13 protein-coding genes are annotated in these 21,940 nt (G+C 44.5%); 11 read left to right on the top strand and 2 right to left on the bottom strand.

Going from position 1 to position 21,940, the window contains the following annotated elements; all coding sequences use genetic code 11:
* The first annotated feature begins 13 nt into the window (after positions 1-13).
* Complete coding sequence (upp, locus tag ACIRUQ_RS11110; RefSeq protein ID WP_055290323.1) at positions 14-643, top strand: uracil phosphoribosyltransferase; 630 nt, start codon at positions 14-16, stop codon at positions 641-643.
* A gap of 139 nt (positions 644-782) precedes the next feature.
* The gene (locus tag ACIRUQ_RS11105; protein ID WP_055290282.1) at positions 783-3,329 is read left to right on the top strand and encodes a glycoside hydrolase family 3 C-terminal domain-containing protein; all 2,547 of its coding nucleotides are present in this window, start codon (positions 783-785) and stop codon (positions 3,327-3,329) included.
* Position 3,330: 1 nt separating this feature from the next.
* Here ACIRUQ_RS11105 and ACIRUQ_RS11100 read toward each other — a convergent pair whose 3' ends face one another.
* A complete protein-coding gene (locus ACIRUQ_RS11100; RefSeq protein WP_055290283.1) occupies positions 3,331-4,284 on the bottom strand; it encodes a cation diffusion facilitator family transporter in 954 nt (317 codons plus the stop codon).
* A gap of 131 nt (positions 4,285-4,415) precedes the next feature.
* A complete protein-coding gene (gene cls, locus ACIRUQ_RS11095; RefSeq protein WP_021740545.1) occupies positions 4,416-5,984 on the bottom strand; it encodes a cardiolipin synthase in 1,569 nt (522 codons plus the stop codon).
* A 154-nt stretch (positions 5,985-6,138) separates the two neighbouring features.
* Here cls and ACIRUQ_RS11090 point away from each other — a divergent pair, with 154 nt between their 5' ends.
* The 9 genes from ACIRUQ_RS11090 (at position 6,139) to ACIRUQ_RS11050 (ending at position 21,771) form a co-directional block, all read left to right on the top strand.
* The gene (locus tag ACIRUQ_RS11090) at positions 6,139-6,810 is read left to right on the top strand and encodes a response regulator transcription factor (RefSeq protein ID WP_021740544.1); all 672 of its coding nucleotides are present in this window, start codon (positions 6,139-6,141) and stop codon (positions 6,808-6,810) included.
* Entirely contained in the window at positions 6,807-7,868 is a 1,062-nt protein-coding gene (locus tag ACIRUQ_RS11085; RefSeq protein WP_055290284.1) for a HAMP domain-containing sensor histidine kinase, read from the top strand. Before ACIRUQ_RS11090 ends, ACIRUQ_RS11085 begins: the two co-directional genes overlap by 4 nt.
* 129 nt (positions 7,869-7,997) lie before the next feature.
* Entirely contained in the window at positions 7,998-10,574 is a 2,577-nt protein-coding gene (locus ACIRUQ_RS11080) for an aryl-sulfate sulfotransferase (protein ID WP_055290285.1), read from the top strand.
* A 197-nt stretch (positions 10,575-10,771) separates the two neighbouring features.
* Positions 10,772-11,647 carry a LysR family transcriptional regulator gene (locus ACIRUQ_RS11075; protein WP_055290286.1) on the top strand — a complete coding sequence of 292 codons (876 nt, stop codon included), beginning with the start codon at positions 10,772-10,774 and terminating at the stop codon, positions 11,645-11,647.
* Between the two features lie 115 nt (positions 11,648-11,762).
* The gene (locus ACIRUQ_RS11070) at positions 11,763-12,821 is read left to right on the top strand and encodes an AraC family transcriptional regulator (protein WP_055290287.1); all 1,059 of its coding nucleotides are present in this window, start codon (positions 11,763-11,765) and stop codon (positions 12,819-12,821) included.
* 82 nt (positions 12,822-12,903) lie between these two features.
* The gene (locus ACIRUQ_RS11065; RefSeq protein ID WP_055290288.1) at positions 12,904-16,773 is read left to right on the top strand and encodes an alpha/beta hydrolase-fold protein; all 3,870 of its coding nucleotides are present in this window, start codon (positions 12,904-12,906) and stop codon (positions 16,771-16,773) included.
* 339 nt (positions 16,774-17,112) lie between these two features.
* The gene (locus ACIRUQ_RS11060) at positions 17,113-18,705 is read left to right on the top strand and encodes an ATP-binding cassette domain-containing protein (RefSeq protein ID WP_055290289.1); all 1,593 of its coding nucleotides are present in this window, start codon (positions 17,113-17,115) and stop codon (positions 18,703-18,705) included.
* A gap of 293 nt (positions 18,706-18,998) precedes the next feature.
* Positions 18,999-19,766, top strand: coding sequence for an ABC transporter ATP-binding protein (locus tag ACIRUQ_RS11055; protein ID WP_055290290.1), 768 nt, complete (start codon positions 18,999-19,001; stop codon positions 19,764-19,766).
* The gene (locus tag ACIRUQ_RS11050) at positions 19,759-21,771 is read left to right on the top strand and encodes an ABC transporter permease (RefSeq protein WP_055290291.1); all 2,013 of its coding nucleotides are present in this window, start codon (positions 19,759-19,761) and stop codon (positions 21,769-21,771) included. The genes ACIRUQ_RS11055 and ACIRUQ_RS11050 overlap by 8 nt, the downstream gene beginning before the upstream one ends.
* The last annotated feature ends 169 nt before the right edge of the window (positions 21,772-21,940 follow it).

Here is a 21,940-nt window from a genome sequence, read left to right as displayed (position 1 = left end):
TTCAATGGAAAAAATGGAAAATGTATATGTAATGGATCATCCGCTGATTAAGCACAAAATTTCAATGATCCGGAACAAACATACAGGAACAAATGAGTTTCGTAAACTGATCGAGGAAATCGCAGTGCTGATGGGATATGAGGCACTTCGTGATCTGCCGACCGAGGATGTGGAGATTGAGACACCGATTGAGACATGCATGAGTCCGATGATCTCCGGCAAAAAGCTTGCCATCGTACCGGTACTTCGTGCAGGACTGGGTATGGTAAATGGTGTGACTACACTGGTTCCGTCTGCGAAGATCGGACACATCGGTCTGTACCGCGATCCGGAGACCCATGAACCGCATGAGTATTACTGCAAATTGCCGGATCCGATCGACCAGCGTCTTATCGTTGTCGTAGATCCGATGCTTGCAACCGGTGGATCCGCTGTTGCAGCAGTAGATTATATCAAAAAGCATGGCGGAAAAAATATCAAGTGTATGTTTGTCATCGCTGCACCGGAAGGTGTCAAGAGACTGCATGAGGCGCATCCGGATGTACAGATTTATATCGGACAGCTTGACCGTGAGTTAAACGATCATGCATACATTTGCCCGGGACTTGGTGATGCCGGAGACCGTATTTTCGGCACAAAATAAGAAAGGTGAAAAATCGAAAAATAGTGTGTGCATGGCATACAGTAGAGAGCGTAAGTATGCTTCGGCATAGTTGCGCTTTCTTTATAGATGAAAAAATTTAGAAATCGGAAAACAGAAATCGTATGAGGAGAGGGTTATCATGAAACTGCGAAAAAGAGGATATGTAGGAACCACATCCACAGTAATGTCACAGCGCGAAAAAGACAATGCTATTCTTGCGAGAGAAGCGGCGGCGGAAGGTTTTGTGTTATTAAAAAATGAAGCGCAGACATTGCCGTTGAAGCCGGGGACAAAGATTGGTCTGTATGGTGCGGGAGCGGTGCGTACCATCAAGGGTGGAACCGGATCCGGAGATGTGAACAACCGGTACAATGTCAATATTTATGATGGTCTGAAAAATGCCGGATATGAGATCACCAGTGTGGAATGGCTGGACGGATATGACAGTTGCTACATCCAGGCTCGGGAGAGCTGGAAGTCGGAAATTTTCCGAAAACTGACAGAGGAATGTAACGGAAACTTTTTTGAAGCATATTCCACGACTCCGTTTTCCATGCCGGCAGGAGCAGCAATAGATGAAGCAGCGGCAAAGGAAGATGGGGCGGAAATCGCTATGTATGTGCTCGCCCGGATCGCAGGAGAAAATGCAGACCGCCGGGATGAAGCAGGAGATTATTATATTACAGAGGAAGAACGGGCACAGATCGCGGCATTATGTGAAGCCTATGAAAAAGTCATTCTGGTGGTAAATACCGGTGGACTGATTGACCTTGCATTTACGGATGAATTTCCGAATATCACAGCGGTCCTGCAGTTTGTGCAGGCCGGACAGGAGGGCGGTAATGCACTGGCAGACGTAATCTCCGGAAAAGTGACTCCTTCCGGAAAGCTGGTGGATTCTTGGACTCTGGATTATATGGATTATCCGAATGCTGCATATTTTAGTCACAAGAGTGGAGATGTTTACCGGGAAGAATACCGGGAAGGCATCTATGTAGGCTACCGGTATTTTGATACGTTTGACGTTCCGGTGCGTTACAGTTTTGGATATGGTTTGTCTTATACAGAATTTGACCTAAAAGTAACCGGTATTTCCAAGCAGATATCCGCACAGGGAAAACCAACACTGTCAGTCTCTGTGGATGTGATAAATACTGGTGCAGCGTATTCCGGAAAAGAAGTGGTTCAGGTGTATGTATCCTGCCCACAGGGAAAACTGCCAAAAGAATTCCGTCGTCTGGCAGCTTTTGGAAAAACAAAACTTTTGGCACCGGGGGAGACGCAGTCACTTACACTGAGCATGGATCTGTACCAGCTGGCCTCCTATTCCGAGGAACAGGCGGCATGGCTGCTGGAGACAGGTACTTACGGTATCTGGGTGGGAAATGCGTTATCTACCGCGGCCCTTTGTGGCACCTTTGTGCTGGATGAGACGAAAGTACTCGTGCAGTGTGAACATATCTGTCCATTAAAAGAATCATTGGAAGAGCTTCAGCCGGATAAAGCAAAGCTGGAAGAAAAACAGACAGCATGGCTGCGGAAGGCAGAAGAACGGAAACTGCCGAAGGTACAGATTTCTGCGAAAGAGTTGCCGACAGAGACGGTAGTTTATGAGAAATTACAGGATCAGTATCTAGGCAGAGCAGGTGAAATCGTGGATCAGCTTTCCACAGAAGAATTGATTGCATTAGCAACCGGAGATCCGGCGAAAGATCAGGGAGCGAGTGCACTCGGCTCTGCGGGACAGACGGTTCCGGGGGCAGCGGCAGAGACAGTCACTGTGGCTGAAAAAGCTCCGTATTATGTGGCGAGCATCGTGCTGGCAGACGGCCCGGCGGGATTGCGTCTGCGTAGTGAGTATCAGGTCAGAGAAGACGGCAGTATCGATGGCGGAGATTTTCTGGATGGATTTGAAAACGGATATTTTGCGGAGCCGAAGGAATCGAAGGGAATCGTATATCATCAGTATTGCACTGCAATTCCGGTGGGAACACTGCTGGCGCAGAGCTGGAATCTGGAACTGATGCATACACTTGGCAGGATGATCGCCGGAGAAATGAATGAATTTGAAGTGACACTTTGGCTGGCACCAGGCATGAATATACACAGAAATCCACTGTGTGGCAGAAATTTTGAATATTATTCAGAAGACCCGCTGCTGGCAGGAAGTATGGCAGCAGCTATGACACAGGGCGTACAGTCAATACCTGGGTGTGGTACGACCATTAAGCATTTTGCATGCAATAATCAGGAAGATAACCGTATGGGTTCCGATTCGATCTTATCTGAACGGACATTGCGCGAAATCTATCTGAAAGGATTTGAAACAGCGATCCGCAGTGCCCAGCCGATGGCGATGATGACGTCCTATAATCTGATTAACGGTGTGCATGCGGCAAACAATTACGATATCTGTACGAAAGCGGCACGGGATGAATGGGGATTTGCAGGTGCGATCATGACAGACTGGACGACAACGACAGATTCCACCGCCGGTGAGTGTACGGCAGCAGGCTGTATGAAAGCCGGAAACGATATGGTAATGCCGGGAGATATGCGGGATCATGCGAGCATCCGTCAGGCATTGAAGGATGGAACGCTGGATATCCGGGAACTGAAACGCTGTGTATACCATACGATAAAAATCATTTTGCAGTCCAATCAGTATGAAGATGTAAAATCATAAATCAGGTATTTTCCTCAGTTTGCGCTTTGATTTTCTCTTCATCCATGCTGTCCAGCTGAATATCGGGAAGCAATTCAAAATAAAAGTCCTGATATTTTTCTGCCAGGGCAGCAATGCATTTTGTTTGCAGGATTTGGAATTTTGACAGTGAGATAATGTCTTTATCAAAGGTGATGTATACACTGATCCAGAGTCTTCGACCGGTACGGACAATGTCGTAATACAGGTTTTTATGCCCATAGCCGCCAATGATTGGTTCCACAGTGGCTTTGATATCATCAACGGTCTCTGCTTCCGGTGGCCACAGCATCAGATCACGGAGGCCGGTGATGACTGTTTTGATCGGTGTCGGCAGCATAAAGGCTGACAATATGATGGTGATGATCTGATCCAGGTACGGTGTCAGACGCTGAAACCATGCAAAGGGGACGATGATCGGGAGCAGAAATGCCACCGCCATTCCCAGGGATACCACGCAGTCAATTTTCCAGGTCTGCAATTCAATATTCACCAGTGGTGAACTCATATGTTTGTTTTTGAAATAAAGGCAGATAGCCACGGTCAGACTCAGGAGACAGGCAAAAAGCTCAAAGGCGGAAATCGTGTGAAAGGATACTTTATGTCCGCCGTGCAGTAATAGATGAATATTGTTAAAAATCAATCCAAAGGTAACCGCTGCCATAATAGCACCTTTCACTACTACAAACCCGGTCTCTATCTGGGTATATCCAAAGGGATGCTGTTCGCTGGAAGGACGGTAGAGCAGCGGAATCAGAAAAATGGATGGAAGCATCATAAAAAATTCGACGCTGTCGTAAACTGCATCCAGAAGAACTGCCTGAGAACCGGAAAAAACAGCCATCCCGATTTCTACGATGGCAAAGACCAGGCTGCCATACAGTGACAGGGTCATTGCAGATTTTTCTCTTTTCAGTGTTTTCTTTCCTACATGCATATTAAAACCTCTTTTATCCTATCTGTGTATTTTGTAAAATTGCTAAAATATAAATGGACTTCCGTATTATGTGCACATTCGTCAAGCGGATATCTGTAATCTACTTATGCGGTGTATTTTTTCTGATCGTGTCACAGCAGTTGTGCAAACAGCCGCAAGATTAACTGTCCAAGGCGCAGATGTGCACCGAGTCCGGTTTTGTATTTTTCTGTCACATCCCGACATTGTGAAAATGTATGTCTGAAATCATGCTTTATATCCATGACAGCCGGGCAATCCACCATAAAACAACCATTTTCAAAGTGATGATACAGACTGCGGTAATCCAGATTGATGGTACCGCAGGTAGCCATACGATCATCGGCAATGCTCATTTTTGCATGGCAGAATCCGGGAGTCCATTCAAAAATGTGCACACCGCTAGAAACCAGCTGATGATAAAAAGAGCGGGTAACACTGTATACCATTTTTTTGTCAGGAATTCCAGGTGTGATGATACGGACATCCACACCACGTTTGGCAGCCAGAGACAAAGCGTGTGACAGTTCATCTGTAATGATCAGATAGGGGGTAATAAACCAGCAGTAATGTTCTGCTTTATTTGCCATGCTGATATAGACTTCTTCCCCCACCTGTTCATCATCCAGCGGACTGTCAGCATAAGGCTGGACGTAACCGTGTTGTACTGCCTTATACGGTTCATCCGGCAGATACGGTTCAAAGGAACGGTCACTTGGCAGATTTTTTTTGATTGCATTCCACATTTCAAGAAATGTGATGGTGAGAGATCTGACCGCATCTCCTTCTAGGCGGATGCCGGTATCTTTCCATTCTCCATAGGGATGAGAAAAACCAAAGTATTCATTTGCCAGATTATAGCCGCCGGTAAATCCTATTTTTCCATCAATGACAGTAATCTTACGATGATCACGGTTGTTCAGAAATAAATTAACACCCGGAACAAAGGGATTAAATACCCGGCAGGCAATGCCAAGAGCTTCCAGTTGTTTTGCAAAATCATGATTGAGAAAACTGATGGAGCCCATGTCATCATAAAAAACGCGGACTTCGACACCTGCCTGTACACGTTCTGCCAGTACAGTCTGAATCTTCTGCCATGCGTCAGCATTTTCAATAGCATGATATTCCATAAAAATAAATTTTTCTGCTTTTGCCAGATCGGCAAGCTGTGCTTCCAGCCCCTGTACTGCTTCCGGATAATAAGTGACATCCGTATTCTGATAAACGGGGTAGGCTGCGTTGCGGTACAGATAATCGGAAATGCTTCCGGCAGGTGCACAGTGCTTTTTTAACTGCTGGGAAATCTCATGATTGGGCGGCAGGCATGGCAGCAAAATGGCATCTATTTCCTGATAACGCTTGCGCATATTGCGGGTTCCTTTGTTTGTCTGAAACATCAGATACAGACAAACACCGAGCACCGGCATGACAAGAATCAGTATGATCCAGGGCATTTTCAGGGATGATGTTTTATTTTTGCTGTAAATGTATAAAACAAGAATTAAAACAAGAATTTTGGTCAGTGCATTGATCCAGGGCATCTGTGTATTCAGATGATTCATAATAGAAAGAAAAAAAGCAATCTGAAGAAAAATTGCCAGCAGACAGAAGAAAAGTCGTTTGATACTGTTTTTTGTCTTACGGTTACCTTCTATTGTATGATGTTCTGTTTTTCTCATGTTGCACGCCTCCTGTCTGCATCCGGGTACAAAAATGTTCCTTTGTACCGTGTACGTCTGTACGAGCGGTATAGTATAGATTATGATACCATATTTTTTTTACACGGCAAGTAAAAATCTGCTACAATAGGAAAAAAAAGGAAAGGAAACAGTTATGTATCGGATTTTTTGTGTGGAAGATGATGAAACCATCGGAAAAATGATAAAGCGGCATCTGGAAAAATGGGAGTATGACGTGCATGTGGCAAAAAATCTCAGTCAGGTTATGACGGAGTTTGCTGCTTTTGACCCGCAGCTGGTGCTGATGGATATCCGGCTTCCTTTTTATAACGGATATTACTGGTGTACTGAGATACGCAAAGTGTCAAATGTGCCGGTGATTTTTCTGTCCTCAGTGGCAGACAATATGAATATCGTTATGGCAATGAACATGGGCGGAGATGATTTTATACCGAAGCCTTTTGATCTGGAAGTATTGACGGCGAAAATCCAGGCATTGCTGCGAAGAAGTTATGATTTTGCGGGAAACAGCAGTATTATGGAGCACAAAGGCGCAGTACTGAATCTCATGGATGCCACTTTGACCTGGGCGGGACAGCAGCTGGAATTGACCAAGAATGAATTGAAAATCCTGCATGCGTTGCTGGAACATAAGGAAAAAATTGTCAGCAGGGAGGAACTGATGGAGAAACTATGGGAGAGCGATGCCTATGTGGATGAGAATACGTTGTCCGTGAATGTGAACCGGCTGAGAAAAAAACTGTCAGCTGTCGGACTGGATGGATTTATTCTGACGAAGAAAGGAATCGGGTACCGGATCGGATGAAAACATGGAAAAGTTTTGTCAAACGAAATATAGAGTGGATGATTCTGTCAGCAGTGTTGTTTTTTCTGCATGTATTATATCTGTTCCTGATCGGCCGAACAGGGGATGATCTGATCTATGCGGGAATACTGGATCTGTGTATCATTGCGGCTGCCGTATGCATGGCATATATCCGCTATTACCGAAAAGTGCGGTATCTGAAAGGTATACTGCAACAGCCGTTTTCCGGGGAATTGAAGCTGCCGGAGACGGAGGATTTGACAGAGGAACTGCTAGGACAGCTTGCGGAAAATGCAAATATCGAGCGGCAGCTGGCGGTCAGTGCCGCGGCCAGACAGCAGTCGGAGATGAAAGATTATTATGCGAAGTGGGTGCATCAGATCAAGACACCGATTGCGGGACTGCAGCTTTTACTCCAGATGGAACGTGGCGAACAGGAGAACGCAGAGTCCGGTGAAAGGATGACAGAAGAATATCATATAAAGCAGCTTCAAAATCTGACAGATATGGAAGAGGAACTGTTTCGGATTGAAGAATACGTGGGAATGGCGTTACAGTATCAACGCCTTAACAGTAATTCAAATGATTACATTTTGAAACAGATATCGCTTGATACCGTGATTCGTGAAGTAATCCACAAATATGCCAGGATTATGATCCGCCGAAAAATACGGTTACATTATGAAAAAACGAATGTGAGCGTTATCTCCGATGAAAAGTGGCTTGCCTTTGTGCTGGAACAGTTACTTTCAAATGCGGTCAAATATACCCCGGGAGGTGAGCTTACGATTGAGGTGCAGGAAGAACCACAACAGATCTGGTTGAAAATCCGGGATACCGGCATTGGCATTCGCAGTGAAGATATCCCAAGGGTGTTTGAAAAAGGATACACCGGGTTTAACGGACATGAGGATAAACGTTCCACAGGAATTGGTCTGTATCTGTGCCGGGATGCATTACAGAAACTGGGGCATACGATTCGGATACAGTCGGAAATAGGGGAAGGAACGGTCGTAACGGTTGGATTTTACAAAGATACGATTGATGTTAGAGACTGAGAAAAGCTATCCATCCATAACTTGCGGTTATGGATGGATAGCTTTTATGTATTTGTGAAGAATTTGTGAACAACTTATAATAATAAGCAACGGACATAGGGTTCGAAGGAAAAAGGAGGAGAAGGTTTTATGAGAAGCAAAAAAGTACGTGCTGCAATGATCGCAGCAGCAGCTTGTCTCTCTTTTACAAGTGTAGTTGCACCATCCGCAACTGCTCTGGCAGCCGGTTATACCGGACTTGCGCAGGAGGCAAACGGAAACTGGTATTATTACAACAACGGACAGAAAGTGACAAGCGGTACAAATCTGGTACAGAATGAATATGGCTGGTGGTATGTGAAAAACGGTCAGATTGATTTTACTTATACCGGACTTGCCCAGAACGAGTATGGTTGGTGGTATGTGAGAAACGGAAAAATTGATTTTTCCTATACCGGACTTGCCCAGAATGAATACGGTTGGTGGAGAATCGTAAATGGTATGGTTGACTTCGGCTGCAACAGCGTAGAAAACAGCGAGTACGGCTGGTGGAAGATCGCAAACGGTAAAGTAGATTTCGATTATACAGGAATTGCTCAGAACCCGTATGGCTGGTGGAGAATCGTAAACGGTGCGGTAGACTTTGGCTGCAACAGCGTCGAGAGCAATGAGTATGGATGGTTCTACTTAAAAGACGGTAAAGTAGACTTCAGCTATAACGGTCTGGCAAGCAACCAGAACGGTGAGTGGATGATCGAGAACGGTGCCGTAACATTCAATTACACAGGCGCTTACATGGACGCAGAGGGCAAAGGCCATGTAGTGGAGAACAGCAAAGTGAATAACGGGCTGGTAGCAGATATTGATTACCTTAATGCAAAGCAGAACACGGCTCAGTATTTTGACTATTCTGAGAAAATTGCAGAGCAGATGAAAGCATATCCGGTAAATCCGGAAGCTGCAAAGATTGACATCGCAGCAGAAGATGCGAACGGTGCTTCCGGTGTTGTACTGACCGCATCCAGAAAATCTCAGGGTGATTACTGTCTGAATGCTCTGGTAGCAGGACACAAGATCAATCTGAATGCAACCGGTGACAACAAAGTTGCAACCGCAGTAAGTTCTAATGCAGACAGTGATATTAAAGTAACAGACGGAAATGTCTCATTCACACCGGCAGCCATCAATGCAGATGATCCAAGCGATGAAGTGATCACTGTTACTATGACAGACGGCACAGAGTACCGTGTACATACCGTCAATGAACTGCTTCCGGGCATGGATATCACAAATAATGGTGTAAAAGCATCTGACGCAGGTGTCTATACATTTGCACTGGATCATTTCTTCCTTCGTGTAAATACAGAGGGTGAGTTAGTATACTACCGTTACATTCCGCAGTATGAAGTAAAAGTAGATGACCGTGATGAACTTGGTGTAAAAGCAGAAAACATGGCAGAGAATTTTGCCGCTCAGGATGCCATTGACGGAAGTCGTTACTATACAGCATTCATTGAGCTTGAGCCGACATACAGAAACGCTATGGGCGGATTTTCCAGCGGATATTATCTTGTAATGGATGAAAACTATACAGATATCGATGAAGCTACTTTAGCAGCAAATGATGATGAGAAACATTACCATGGCCAGGGTTATCTGGATCAGCATGAGTTTGTTGTACTTGGCAAAAATCATTACATCAACCTCAGCTACACACCGGTACTGGCAGACAACCTTCCGGAGACAGTAAAAGGTCTGGACGGTGGAAACACTGCGTATGTATGGGTAGGCATCATCCAGGAAGTAAAAGATGGAAAAGTCATCAAAGAGATCAACACAGGTGATTATCCATTATTATATGATTCCGCAGTAGAGTCTATCAATTACAGCGAAAGTACACTGGACGGCGCTCCAACTTCCATCGGACAGCAGACAGTTCAGAAGAACTTTGCAGCTGGTGTAAAGGATTACGTTCATGTAAACAGTGTGGATTATACATTAGATGCAAACGGAAACACAGATAAGATTCTTGTTTCCATGCGTGATCAGAGTGCAGTTTACCAGTTTGATTTTAACACAGGAGCGATCGACTGGATTCTTGGCGGTAAAGCATCCACTCTGAAAGGTTATGAGGGATATACTTCTACACGTACCGATGACAATGGTGTAGCATTCCAGGCATTGACGTTCGGACAGCATTTTGCACGCTATACAAATAAAGATGAGAATGGCATGATCACAGGCAATACACAGATCAGCGTTTTCGATAACCATACAGGTATCGGACCGTTCCTGACATCTCCGACTTATCCGGGAGCACCTGCTACACTGACACGTACTTTACAGGTAAGCATCAATGAGAAAAAAGGAACTGCAAAAGTATACAATGCGATCAAAGGTACTGACCTGACAGACAAAAATGGAAAATACCATATCGCAAGTCATTGCGGAAGTGTACAGTATGACAGTGATACATCCGTAACCATCGGATGGGGACTTCACGGTGTTATCGATAATATCCCGGCATTTGTTCCGGATCAGGCAAGAAAAAATCTGGATGCAAACTATCCGGATATTGCACTGAAACAGGGATGCCGCCCGGTATTTACTGACTATAACATGGCAGCAGGAACCATTTCCTTCGAGCTGACACCGGTCAGAAACCAGATGAACTTAGACAGTCCGGATGCACTGTTCTCTTACAGAACTTACAAAAACGCATACTAAAACAGAAGCATAAATACGTTGCTTTTCAGATGAAAAGATACAATCCCGGGGAAATATCCCCGGGATTTATTGCGTCTGAGGGGAAAAAAGTGTAAACTGATTTTATCTCAGTCGAGAATATGCCCACTTTTATTAAGTAGGAGTGCAAGCACTGCCTGAGAGAATGATGGAGTTTTGCATATTGGGAGGAAGGATATATGAGGCTGGAACAGATATCGTATTTTCTGAGTGTGGCAGAGCACGGCAATATCACGGCGGCTGCAAGATCACTCTACATTTCTCAGCCTGCACTGAGCAAACAGATCACGTTGTTGGAACAGGAGATCGGTCTGCCGCTGTTTGAACGCCAGGCCAGAGGGGTCACCCTGACCAGAGCTGGCATGCAGTTTCAGAAGGATCTGAAAAATATATTAAAAGAATTGGAAAATGCCAAGAAGAATGCGGTCCTTGCAGGGCGGGCACAGAAACCATTGCTGAATATCGGCTGCTTTGACGGTGTTTATTCGGATGATTTTCTTCCAGCCCTGTACGAATATCTGAGAGAGGCAGCACCGGAGCAGAAACTGGTGCTGCACAAATGTAATTTTGTAGAAGGAAATGAATACCTCCGAAAAGGAAAAATTGACCTGTGGCTGACTTTGGGGTCTTCCTGGGAAGAGACGGACGGATTTTTAAAGAAAGAGCTGCTTTATCGGAAAGGTGCCTTGATCTATTCTGCCAAATCTCTGCCGGGAAAGAAAGAACAGCCCGTCTGGGAAGATTTCCGGGATGAGCCTTGTATTCTGATCAAAAAGAGCCAGAGTCCGACGATGTTTCAGCATTCGCTGGATACGCTGGAGATGCTGGGATTGGATACCGGAACCATTGAAGTCGTGGAGAATATCGGAACAGAACTCAGTTATGTGAAACTGGGACGGGGCTACTGTTTGTTGTCGGAAGAGGCGATTCAGGGAAGCGGGGAACTGCGAAGCATACCGCTGCCCGAGGGACGCGGCGTTGATGTGGTGGCAGTCTGGCCGGAGGAGAATGAGGCATTGACGACATTGCTGGAAGCATATCCTAATCAGATATAGCGGAGATACCGATGAAGCATAGCGGAATAGAAGATGCAGGTGTATTTGACCGGATGGATGTGCGTTATTGTGGAAATAAAAATCGGAGAAGATTTGGAAAGTGTTTGGGAAAACGATGATAGAAGGATTTGATGAGATCGTACTGGCGTGGGAAAAACACGAACTTTTTTATAAGGAGCTATATGAGAAAAAGAAGGGGAATCCGGCAGAATACCGCAGATTTCTGTCACAGCTGAATGTGGAGGATCTGCGGGAGGAAGGACTTGTGGTTCCGGATCTGTATGACACTTTTGAGATTTACGGGGAAACGACACCGATCTTTGATCTGAATACGGACATTGCGGTGTGGAAGCATTCCCGTTATACACCGGCTTATCTGCATGCGCACCGGTATTTTGAGATTGTATGTGTGGTGAGCGGACATGCACGACACCGCGTCAGCGGCGAAACTGTCATGGAGTTGCAGCCCGGTGATATCTGTATCCTGCCGGATGGAGTCTGCCATTCACTGGAAGTCATAAATGATGATGGCATCGTGATCAATGTCATGCTCAAGAAAAGTACCTTTCAGTATACTTTTTTTGATATTTTATCTTCGGACAATCTGCTGTCCCGTTTTTTTCAGGATGCACTGCTGGAGCACAAGGAGAACAATTATTTGTTCTTCCGTACCGGAAATGAGGAAGACGATACGATTGAGTGCTGTATCAAGGCAATGTTCCTGAATTATTATAAACATCGCAAATATTATGACAAAATGATAAAACATCTGGTGTCATGTCTGTTTATTCTTTTACTCAGAAACTACAATAAGTATTATATTCCGGACAAAAATAGTCAAAAAGAACTGAAGATTATGCGGTATCTGCAGGAGCATTATGCGGATGCCACGCTGGAACATGCGGCGGCATACTTCAATTACAGTACATCGTATTTCAGCAGAATGGTAAAGCACAATACCGGGTGTAACTTTACGGAACTTCTGGTGAAATACCGCCTGGAGCTTGCCTGCCGCCTGCTGCGGGAAAGCAGACTGAAAGTCGGGGAGATCTGCGAGATCATCGGTTACCACAACCTGGAACACTTCAACCGGCAGTTTCGGAAGGAATTTGACCGGACGCCGACCCAGTATCGCAGGGAACATCGGGATAATGTCAAAAAAGATCAAATTTAAGGGTGAAAATCCGGGTATTAAAAATGTACCTGTATTTGTACAATAAAACTATCAACCGCTTTGGGGAAAAAGGAGGAGTTTTATGAAAGCGAAACAGGTATTAGGGTGTCTGTTGTCAGCAGCAATGGTCACATCCTGTCTGCCGGGAACTGTATTTGCAGCAGGAGCAGCGAACGAACCGACGGACGGCGGCAAAGAAGTCGTAAAAGCAGATGATACAGCGGGAAAAATTGTATCAGAGACAACCGGAACGAAGGAGAACGGCATTGCGACTTGCGGCGCAGTGAAGGACGATGGTATCGTGACCTACAAAGTCTATCTGCCGGATGGATACAGTGAGGATATGAGTTATCCGACCGTTTATCTGATGCCGTATGATGGTTACAGTGCTGACATTTATATCAACGATGGAATTGCAGAGACACTGGACAGCATTATGAACGGCGAAGATGCCATTCCGATGGTTGTAGTTATGCCGGAATTTACCGAGACACAGGATTATGACACACTGCTTGGAGAAGTAGTTGCGGATGTGGAAGCAAAATATTCCGTAATCCCGGACAAACAGTACCGTGCGATCCTCGGTGTGAACGTAGGCGGTTACATGGCATATGAGAATGCACTGGTGGCAAAATCAGATCTGTTCTATGGTGTGGGTTCCCATATGGGTGATTTTATCAGTGAGGCAAATCCATATCTGGAAAAAGGTGCCATTACAGACAATCTGCCGGACAGTTCTGTGATCCGAAGCGGTGACTACTATTATTACATTGACGCTCCGAATGGCGATGCAGCTACGACAGTGGCCGGAGGAACAAAAGACATCGGTTACAAACTGGAAGTAAATTCCGGTGCATACGGCGCACTTGCAGAGCGTTACAGAAACTATGGTGGAGCCACATCCGATCTTCAATATGTGGAATATGCGGTACTGGCAGGAAATGCGGATGCAGATTATTATCTCGCTGCACTGGGACGTTCCATGAACCGTTTCAGCACCAGATTTACTGAAAATATATATGACGCATCACTCAGCTGTACACCGCAGGCGGTTACCTCTGATGTAAAATCCGCAAAAGCAGAAGTGACACTGACCATGAAAGAAGATATTGCAAAATTTGCAAAAGAAATGCCGGAAGTGGAAGTAACTGTTCAGATGTCTGATCCGGACAGCGGAGAGATCTTAGATACTCAGACAAAAAATGTCAAAGAACTTGCGGCAGGTGAGAGTACAAACATCGGCTTTGATCTGGATACCGCAAAAATGGCAGACGGAATCAACACCACACTGACCGCAGAGGTATCCTTTATGGGAATGTCTCATCAGGCAGGCAACTTGTCCATGGTGGCAGTACAGGATACCGGTACAGCAGATGATGAGCAGCAGGTTGACCTGATGGGCGACTGGTATTTTAAAGCTTACAAACCATACTCACGCAATGATGCTAGTACCGTAGAACTGGATAAAGTAGCAAACCTCACAGAGCAGGAGTATACAAGCTGGGGAGTTGTTCAGCCGTGCCTGGGCTGGTGGACCGCAGACTTTGATGAGTCTCTGGGCGGAAATGCCAACTATTCCGGATATGCATGGTATGTAAGAACTTTTGACCTGCCGGAAGAAAAAGATTTCAAGACAGAGGGACTGGTTGTGGCAGTCGGCTGTTTTGATGAGTCAAATGAAGTATATATCAATGGAAAACTCATCGGTTCCAACGGTATTAACTTTAACGATGAGGGTGTCGGCTTCTATGACGGATCCAATCCGTGGGATGTAAATAATGTATATGCACTGGATTCCAGCGTCCTGAATTACGGTGGAAAGAATACCATTGCAATCCGTACCTGCAACAGCAGCGGTGGCGGCGGTTGGTATCAGGGACCGGTAGGAATCTATACCGTAGCAGCTTACAATAAAGCAGCAGGCAAACCATCCGTATACGCTTCTGATGATATCGCCGGTGCGGTAAAAGAGGCGGCAGCTGCACAGCAGAATGCTCTGGAAACAGAGAATATCGAGGCTTACCAGAATACACTCAGTGTAGAGTATTACGAGTCCGGATATGACAGAGCAAGACGTGTGGCACAGGCATCTGACTGGATGAATATATACGACAATATCAAAGTTACCGATACCGGTGTGGGCGTATTTGTGGATGGAGATTTGTATAATTATCAGGCAGCCCGCGTGATCACAGGCGAAAAAGACGGTGAGACCGTTGAAATCCTGAACGATCCGGAAGTATCCGAATATTACAAAGTAGAAGATGGACAGACAATCATGTACGGAAGCCATTCCAGATTTTTCCAGGATGATTATGTATCCGAGGCACTGGACGGAACAACACAGACATTCCGTGTATATCTGCCGGAAGGATATTATGAGGAAGGAAATGCACAGCGTTATCCGACCTTATATCTGCTCCATGGAATCAACAGCCAGAGTACGACATATGCCATTGACAAAATTGACCAGGTGCTGGATGAAGCGATTGCAGCCGGAGAGATCGAGCCGATGATTGTAGTCATCCCGGATGATCCGACGAAATCAAGCTTCTGGGGCGGAAAATATGCGGATATGGTTACCGATGATCTGCTTCCGACCGTTGATAAACGGTATCGCACCATTGATGATGAGAGATATCGCATGACATCCGGCTGCTCCATGGGCGGTGGCGGATCCGTAAATATCGGGATGTTCAATTCTGATCTGTTCTCCGGTGTCATCAGTTTCTATGGTGCGATCCGTATGGTAGAAAATGGATACACGGCAGCAGCACAGACTCCGGACGGATATCTGAATCAGTTCTCCGTATTCCTTGCATGCGGAAATCAGGATATGTATGCATTTTATGATGATCAGGAACTGTTAAGCCGCGTGCTGACAGAAAAAGGAGTGGAGCATTTCCATCTGATCGACGTGGGCGCACATGATAATATTTTCTATCTGCCGCAGTTTGTACCATCTCTTGCATATGTAACAGGTCATATGTATCATACAGAAGATTCTGCAGAAATCCTGAGCGGAACTGCAGACGTAAATGTAACAGACAAACTGGAAGTAACATACAATGTTGCAGTAGGAGATAAGGTTTCTGATTACCTCAATCAGGTAATGGCTCTGGATGGCACAGTTTCCACACCGGATCTGAGCATCCCGGTAGAAGTCGTAGTTACTCAGAATGGCGTAAAAGTAGCTGATGTAACAGATTATCAGACCGCAGGAGCAGCAACAACACTGACCAATACTATCTCCATTCCGACAGATGATCTTGATCTGAATGCAGATTATACCGTTGATGTATATGCAACTGTACTGGAAAATACAGCATGCATCGCAAGCACAACCGTAAGTTCTTACCAGACCGGTATCTACAATGTGGATGGTGAGGATGTATATTATGTAGACGGACAGCGTCAGTACATCACAGGCGTGGTTCAGGTAGGTAATGCATGGTACAACCTGGTAAACGGCGTAGTTCAGAAACAGGTAACCGTAGCAGGTAATGCATACGGCTGGTGGTACATTAACGAAGATGGTATCGTAGACTTCAATTATACCGGACTTGCACCGAACACCTATGGTTGGTGGTACGTGGAAAACGGAGCAGTAAGCTTTGCAGCAAATGGTCTTGTATACGACAGCAAATACGGCTGGTGGTATGTAGAAAGAAGTGCTATCAACTTCGGTTACACCGGACTGGTACAGAACGCATACGGCTGGTGGTACGTGGAAGGTGGAGCCATCAATTTCCAGGCAACCGGACTGGTGCAGAATGCATATGGCTGGTGGTATGTGGAAAACGGAGCCATCAACTTCAACTACAACAGTCTTGCACCAAACGCATACGGCTGGTGGAAGATCACCGGAGGTCAGGTAGACTTTGGATTTACCGGTTATGTAAATTACGGTGGAGTAAACTACCGCGTGGTAAATGGACAGGTTCAATTTTAATCTGATTAAGGGAAATCGCCATTGATAGGTCTTATTGTTCACTGCTTATTGAGGCGGGAATCATCTTACATTTGATATAAGGCAATATAGAACAGGAAAACGGGAAGTCTCCGGCAGAAATGCCGGGGGCTTTTCTGTTGCATTTTGTAAAAATTAAAAAAAAATTTGAAATTATGTTTGTTTGAAATTCTAGTTGTTTCGAAAAAGATTTGCTGATAAAATAAACGAAATAATGAGTAACAGTGCTTTTTGAGTGGGATATGGTTTCTGCTTGAAAGACAGGAATGTGAAACAGAAAAATCAGAAGAACTTGAAGAAAAATAAGAGGGATAGAACAGAATGATTAAATTTACAGATGTTTCCTTTGGATTTCCACAGAAGGATTTATATAATGAGATTTGTTTTGAAATCGTGGAGGGCGATCACGCAGCACTCATTGGCAGCAACGGCACCGGCAAGAGTACACTGATCGACATGATCATCCACACGGATGACTATTTATACGACGGAAAAATTGAGAAGGATGAAGCCGCACGGATCGGTTATATTCCGCAGTTTGTAAAGCATGAAGCAGAAGAAATTTCCGCTTTTGATTTTCTGGCAAAACCATTTGTGGAACTGCAGAAAAAATCAGAGGCAATCTGTGCGGAGATGGAGACTTCAGAAGATATGGACGAAGTTTATGGCCGTTATCAGAAAGTATTGGATGAGATGGATGCCATTGACGCATACAATTATGATTCCAATATCCGAAAAGAACTTGCAATTGCAGGGATGACAGCACTGGAAGACACTTCTGTCACAAAAATTTCCGGTGGAGAGTTCAAGCTTTTATCTATCATCCGGAGTATGCTTTTGAAACCGCAGCTTCTGATCATGGATGAGCCGGATGTATTTCTTGATTTTGAGAATATCATCGGTCTTTCCAAACTGATCAACAATTATGAGGGAACCATCATTGCGATTTCACATAACCGACTGCTGTTAAGCCAGTGCTTTGATAAGATCCTGCATCTGGAAAACAAGGAACTGCAGGAGTTCCCGGGCACTTTTACAGAATATAATCAGGCGATGCTTGAGACAAAAGTGCAGATGGCAGAGCAGGCTACAAAAGATGCTGAGTGGATCGCCGTGCAGGAGAAGCTGATCGAGAAGATCCGTTCAGAAGCAACTTATATTGATAATCCGGCAAAAGGAAGACAGCTCAAAGCCCGAGTATCTTATCTGGAGCGGCTTCAGGCAAGACAGTGTAAGAATCCGTTTATTGAAAATCATGGTTATGACTTTACCTTCCCTAAGGTGGAACTGCCGGAGGATTTTGAGCCGGATCATGCACCGGTTGTGATCTCCGTGAAAGATTATGCACTTTCCTTTGACCGGGACTTACTGAAAAATGTTTCCTTTGATATTAAGGCTGGTGAGAAAGTGGCCATCGTTGGTGCAAACGGAACCGGAAAATCCAGTATGCTGAAGGATATTTATGAGAGCATGAAGTCAGATGCTGACCGTATCGGTTATTACACTCAGATTTTTGACGACGATTCGGAGCAGCTTTCCGGTGGCGAGCGGAATATCAAACAGCTCAGAGCATTGTGCGAGTCAGATGCGGAAATACTGTTCCTGGATGAACCGTCCAGCCATTTGGATACCTATGCGCAGATTGCCCTTGAAAAAGCGATCAAAGAGTATCAGGGAACGGTACTTATGGTAACACATGATTTCTATACCGTTGCAAACTGTGCAGACCGCATTTTATTACTTGAGAATGGCACGGTCCGTGAACAGAGTGGCAGAGCATATCGCAAGAGTATTTATAAAAAATATTTTGAGAGCGATATTTTTGAGGCAGAGCGCATCCGTGTGGAAAAGGAAGTGCGGATCCATGCACTGCTCAGAGATGGTAAGTGGAAAGAAGCGAAGAACGTATTGTAGGGCATCTGACAAAAACTTTGAAGAAACGTATAAATTCAGAATAAATAATGTTGAAGAAATGCATACTCTGTGATATTTTTTCCTATCTTATCGATTCACATCCGCATCTTACAAAAATGTAAGATTAGAGGCAGAAATGTAAGCCAAATCAATGGATTGCATTTCTGCCTTTTGTTATGATAGTCTCAACAAAGAAACAAGCATGCTGAAATAACAAAGAAAAACATTCTGCAAAACATGAAATTATGAAAATTATGAAATGTCGGACAGAACACAGCAAAGGAGTGACTATCATGGCAATTTTGGAAGTAAATAATGTGAAAAAAATATATACGACACGATTTGGCGGCAATCAGGTGCAGGCGTTGAGTAACATCAACTTTTCCGTAGAAAAAGGCGAGTATGTGGCGATCATGGGGGAATCCGGTTCCGGAAAAACAACCTTGCTGAACATTCTGGCAGCGCTGGATAAACCAACCTCAGGAGAGGTTTTGCTGAACGGGAAAAATCTGGTATCTGTAAAGGAAAAAGAGATTTCTGCGTTCCGCCGGGATCATCTGGGATTTGTATTTCAGGATTTTAATCTTTTGGATAATTTTTCCCTAAAGGATAATATCTTTCTCCCACTGGTACTTTCTGGTGTGGATTACAAGGAGATGGAAAAACGCATCCGTCCGATTGCGCAGAAGCTTGAAATTACCGAACTTCTGGAAAAATATCCATATGAAGTGTCCGGCGGGCAGAAACAGCGTGCAGCAGTAGCCCGTGCACTGATCACCAACCCGGAACTGGTTCTTGCGGATGAACCGACGGGCGCGCTGGATTCCAGGGCAACGGACGGACTGTTGAAGCTTTTTTCACAGATCAATGCAGAAGGACAGACCGTTGTAATGGTAACGCACAGTACAAAGGCGGCAAGCCACGCAAACCGCATTCTATTTATAAAAGACGGTGAAGTGTTCCATCAGATTTATCGGGGAAACGCGACAAATGAGCAGTTATATGTGAAGATTTCCGATGCGTTGACCGTATTGACGACAGGTGGTGAAGAGCATGAATAATATTTATGTACGTCTGGCAAAGACAAATATTCAGAATAACCGGCAGCTGTATCTGCCATACATTATTTCAGGCATCGTTACGGTGATGATGTTTTACCTGATGATGTTTATCAACAATAATCCGGGACTGAAAAGTATTCCGGGATCCGTAAACCTGAAAACAATTATGGCGCTTGGTGTCGGTATTATTACTATTTTTGCTTATATTTTCATTTTTTATACCAATAGTTTTATTATCAAACGCCGGAAAAAAGAGATTGGTGTGTACAATATCCTGGGTATGGAAAAACGACACATTGCGAGAGTTCTTGGGTTGGAAACTGTTTTTGTGGCAATGCTTGCCATCGCAGGTGGTATTTTATCAGGTATTATATTTTCCAAACTGATCCTGATGCTGCTTTACCGTATGCTGGGATTTCAGGAGAGTGTATCATTTTATATTGCCAAAGCAGGAATTGCGTGGGCGGTCATTGTTTTTGGTGTATTATATATGCTTACGTTGCTCTACAATCTGCTGCAGATCCGTCTGGCAAATCCGATCGAATTACTGCACGGAGGAAATGTGGGAGAAAAAGAACCAAAGACCAAAGGTGTGATGGCAGTTGCAGGAGCCGCATGTCTGGCTGTGGCTTACTATATTGCAATTACCACAGAAAATCCAATGGAAGTGCTGATGAAATTTTTCCTTGCAGTTGTTCTAGTAATTGTTGGAACTTATTTTCTGTTTACCGCAGGAAGTATTGCTATTTTGAAAATGCTGCGTAAAAACAAAAAGTTTTACTATAATAAAAAGCATTTTACGGCGGTATCCGGTATGTTATATCGTATGAAACAGAATGCGGCCGGATTGGCAAGCATCTGTGTGTTGTCTACCATGGTGCTGGTGATGATCTCCATGACGGTCAGTATGTTTGCCGGTGTGGATGATGAGCTGAAAGAGCGGTATCCGTATGAGTTATCCTATAGCGTAGATGCAGATAAAATAGAGGAATATCCAGACTGTCAGGAGATTTATCAGACGATTGCAGATACAATCGCAAAGCAGGGCAGGGAAATGACGGATTCTTCGATGTTCAGTTACTTTCAGTTATTTATGAAGAGAGAGGGTTCCATGTTTGAGTTCATTGATCATGATACGGACTTTGCGGATTTGTCGGAAATCACTTTTCTGACGAGAGAAAATCTGCTTGCCTATGACAGTTCCCTGAAACCAGCAGATGTTCCGGAACCGGAAGCTGGCAAAATCGACATTTATAGTAAAAACGGGTACGATGAAAGTGTATTTTGCTATCTCGGACAGGATTTTGCAGTAGATCACAGTTTCAGGTATGAATTAGAAGCGGATACTCATCTTTCGGTGAAGGATAGTCTTTATGTGGTTGCGGATGAAGCTACCTTGAGCCGGATGTATGAATTGCAAATAGCGGCAGGAGCAAATGCAGATGGTTCCGGTATGTATTCGCTTTATCGGACAGAAATGAATTTTGAATATGATGGAACAAAAGAAGAAAAACTGGCGTGTGAAGATGCCGTCAGTAAGGCGATTTCCGCTCATGGTCTGGATGATTCCGGTTATCTGTGCAGCAGAACCGAAAATGAAAAAAGTTTTTATGTTTTATATGGAGGACTGTTTTTCTTAGGGCTGTTCCTTGGCATTATGTTTCTGATGGTTACGGTTATGATCATTTTTTACAAACAGATTTCCGAAGGGTATGATGACAGAGAGCGTTATATTATTATGGAAAAGGTAGGTATGAGCAATGCAGAAGTAAAGGCATCGATCCAGTCACAGATCCGAATCGTATTTTTCCTGCCGCTGGTGATGGCAGCTGTGCATGTGGCAGCAGCGTTTCCGATGATCCGACGGCTGCTGGCAATGCTGAACCTGACGAATGTGCCATTGTTTGTGACCTGTCTGCTTGTTACAATTCTGGTGTTTACCGCGATTTACTATCTGGTTTTCCGGATTACATCCAGAGCATATTATAAGATTGTATCCAGATAAAAATAGAAAATTTATCGCCTGAAGTTTTGGTGTTACTGTATGTCAGCATGATCGATATATGGAGAAATATGCTGAGTGAATTGTAATGATAAAATTTCAGGCGATTTTGCGTAAAAAAATACCTTTGCTTAGTTGAATTTCAGCGAATTTAATAGTATAATTTCTGTAG

This window comes from Eubacterium ramulus (genome assembly GCF_045002895.1).
In the GTDB taxonomy this organism is placed as follows: Bacteria; Bacillota; Clostridia; order Lachnospirales; family Lachnospiraceae; genus Eubacterium_I; species Eubacterium_I ramulus.
The sequence above is the reverse complement of the archived record's forward strand: the minus strand, read 5'-3'. Positions and strand labels throughout refer to the sequence as shown.

Bases quoted from the DNA above. Each gene is read 5' to 3' on its own strand.
- upp (WP_055290323.1), top strand. From the start codon at position 14: ATGGAAAATGTATATGTAATGGATCATCCGCTGATTAAGCACAAAATT.
- ACIRUQ_RS11105 (WP_055290282.1), top strand. From the start codon at position 783: ATGAAACTGCGAAAAAGAGGATATGTAGGAACCACATCCACAGTAATG.
- ACIRUQ_RS11100 (WP_055290283.1), bottom strand. From the start codon at position 4,284: ATGCATGTAGGAAAGAAAACACTGAAAAGAGAAAAATCTGCAATGACC.
- cls (WP_021740545.1), bottom strand. From the start codon at position 5,984: ATGAGAAAAACAGAACATCATACAATAGAAGGTAACCGTAAGACAAAA.
- ACIRUQ_RS11090 (WP_021740544.1), top strand. From the start codon at position 6,139: ATGTATCGGATTTTTTGTGTGGAAGATGATGAAACCATCGGAAAAATG.
- ACIRUQ_RS11085 (WP_055290284.1), top strand. From the start codon at position 6,807: ATGAAAACATGGAAAAGTTTTGTCAAACGAAATATAGAGTGGATGATT.
- ACIRUQ_RS11080 (WP_055290285.1), top strand. From the start codon at position 7,998: ATGAGAAGCAAAAAAGTACGTGCTGCAATGATCGCAGCAGCAGCTTGT.
- ACIRUQ_RS11075 (WP_055290286.1), top strand. From the start codon at position 10,772: ATGAGGCTGGAACAGATATCGTATTTTCTGAGTGTGGCAGAGCACGGC.
- ACIRUQ_RS11070 (WP_055290287.1), top strand. From the start codon at position 11,763: ATGATAGAAGGATTTGATGAGATCGTACTGGCGTGGGAAAAACACGAA.
- ACIRUQ_RS11065 (WP_055290288.1), top strand. From the start codon at position 12,904: ATGAAAGCGAAACAGGTATTAGGGTGTCTGTTGTCAGCAGCAATGGTC.
- ACIRUQ_RS11060 (WP_055290289.1), top strand. From the start codon at position 17,113: ATGATTAAATTTACAGATGTTTCCTTTGGATTTCCACAGAAGGATTTA.
- ACIRUQ_RS11055 (WP_055290290.1), top strand. From the start codon at position 18,999: ATGGCAATTTTGGAAGTAAATAATGTGAAAAAAATATATACGACACGA.
- ACIRUQ_RS11050 (WP_055290291.1), top strand. From the start codon at position 19,759: ATGAATAATATTTATGTACGTCTGGCAAAGACAAATATTCAGAATAAC.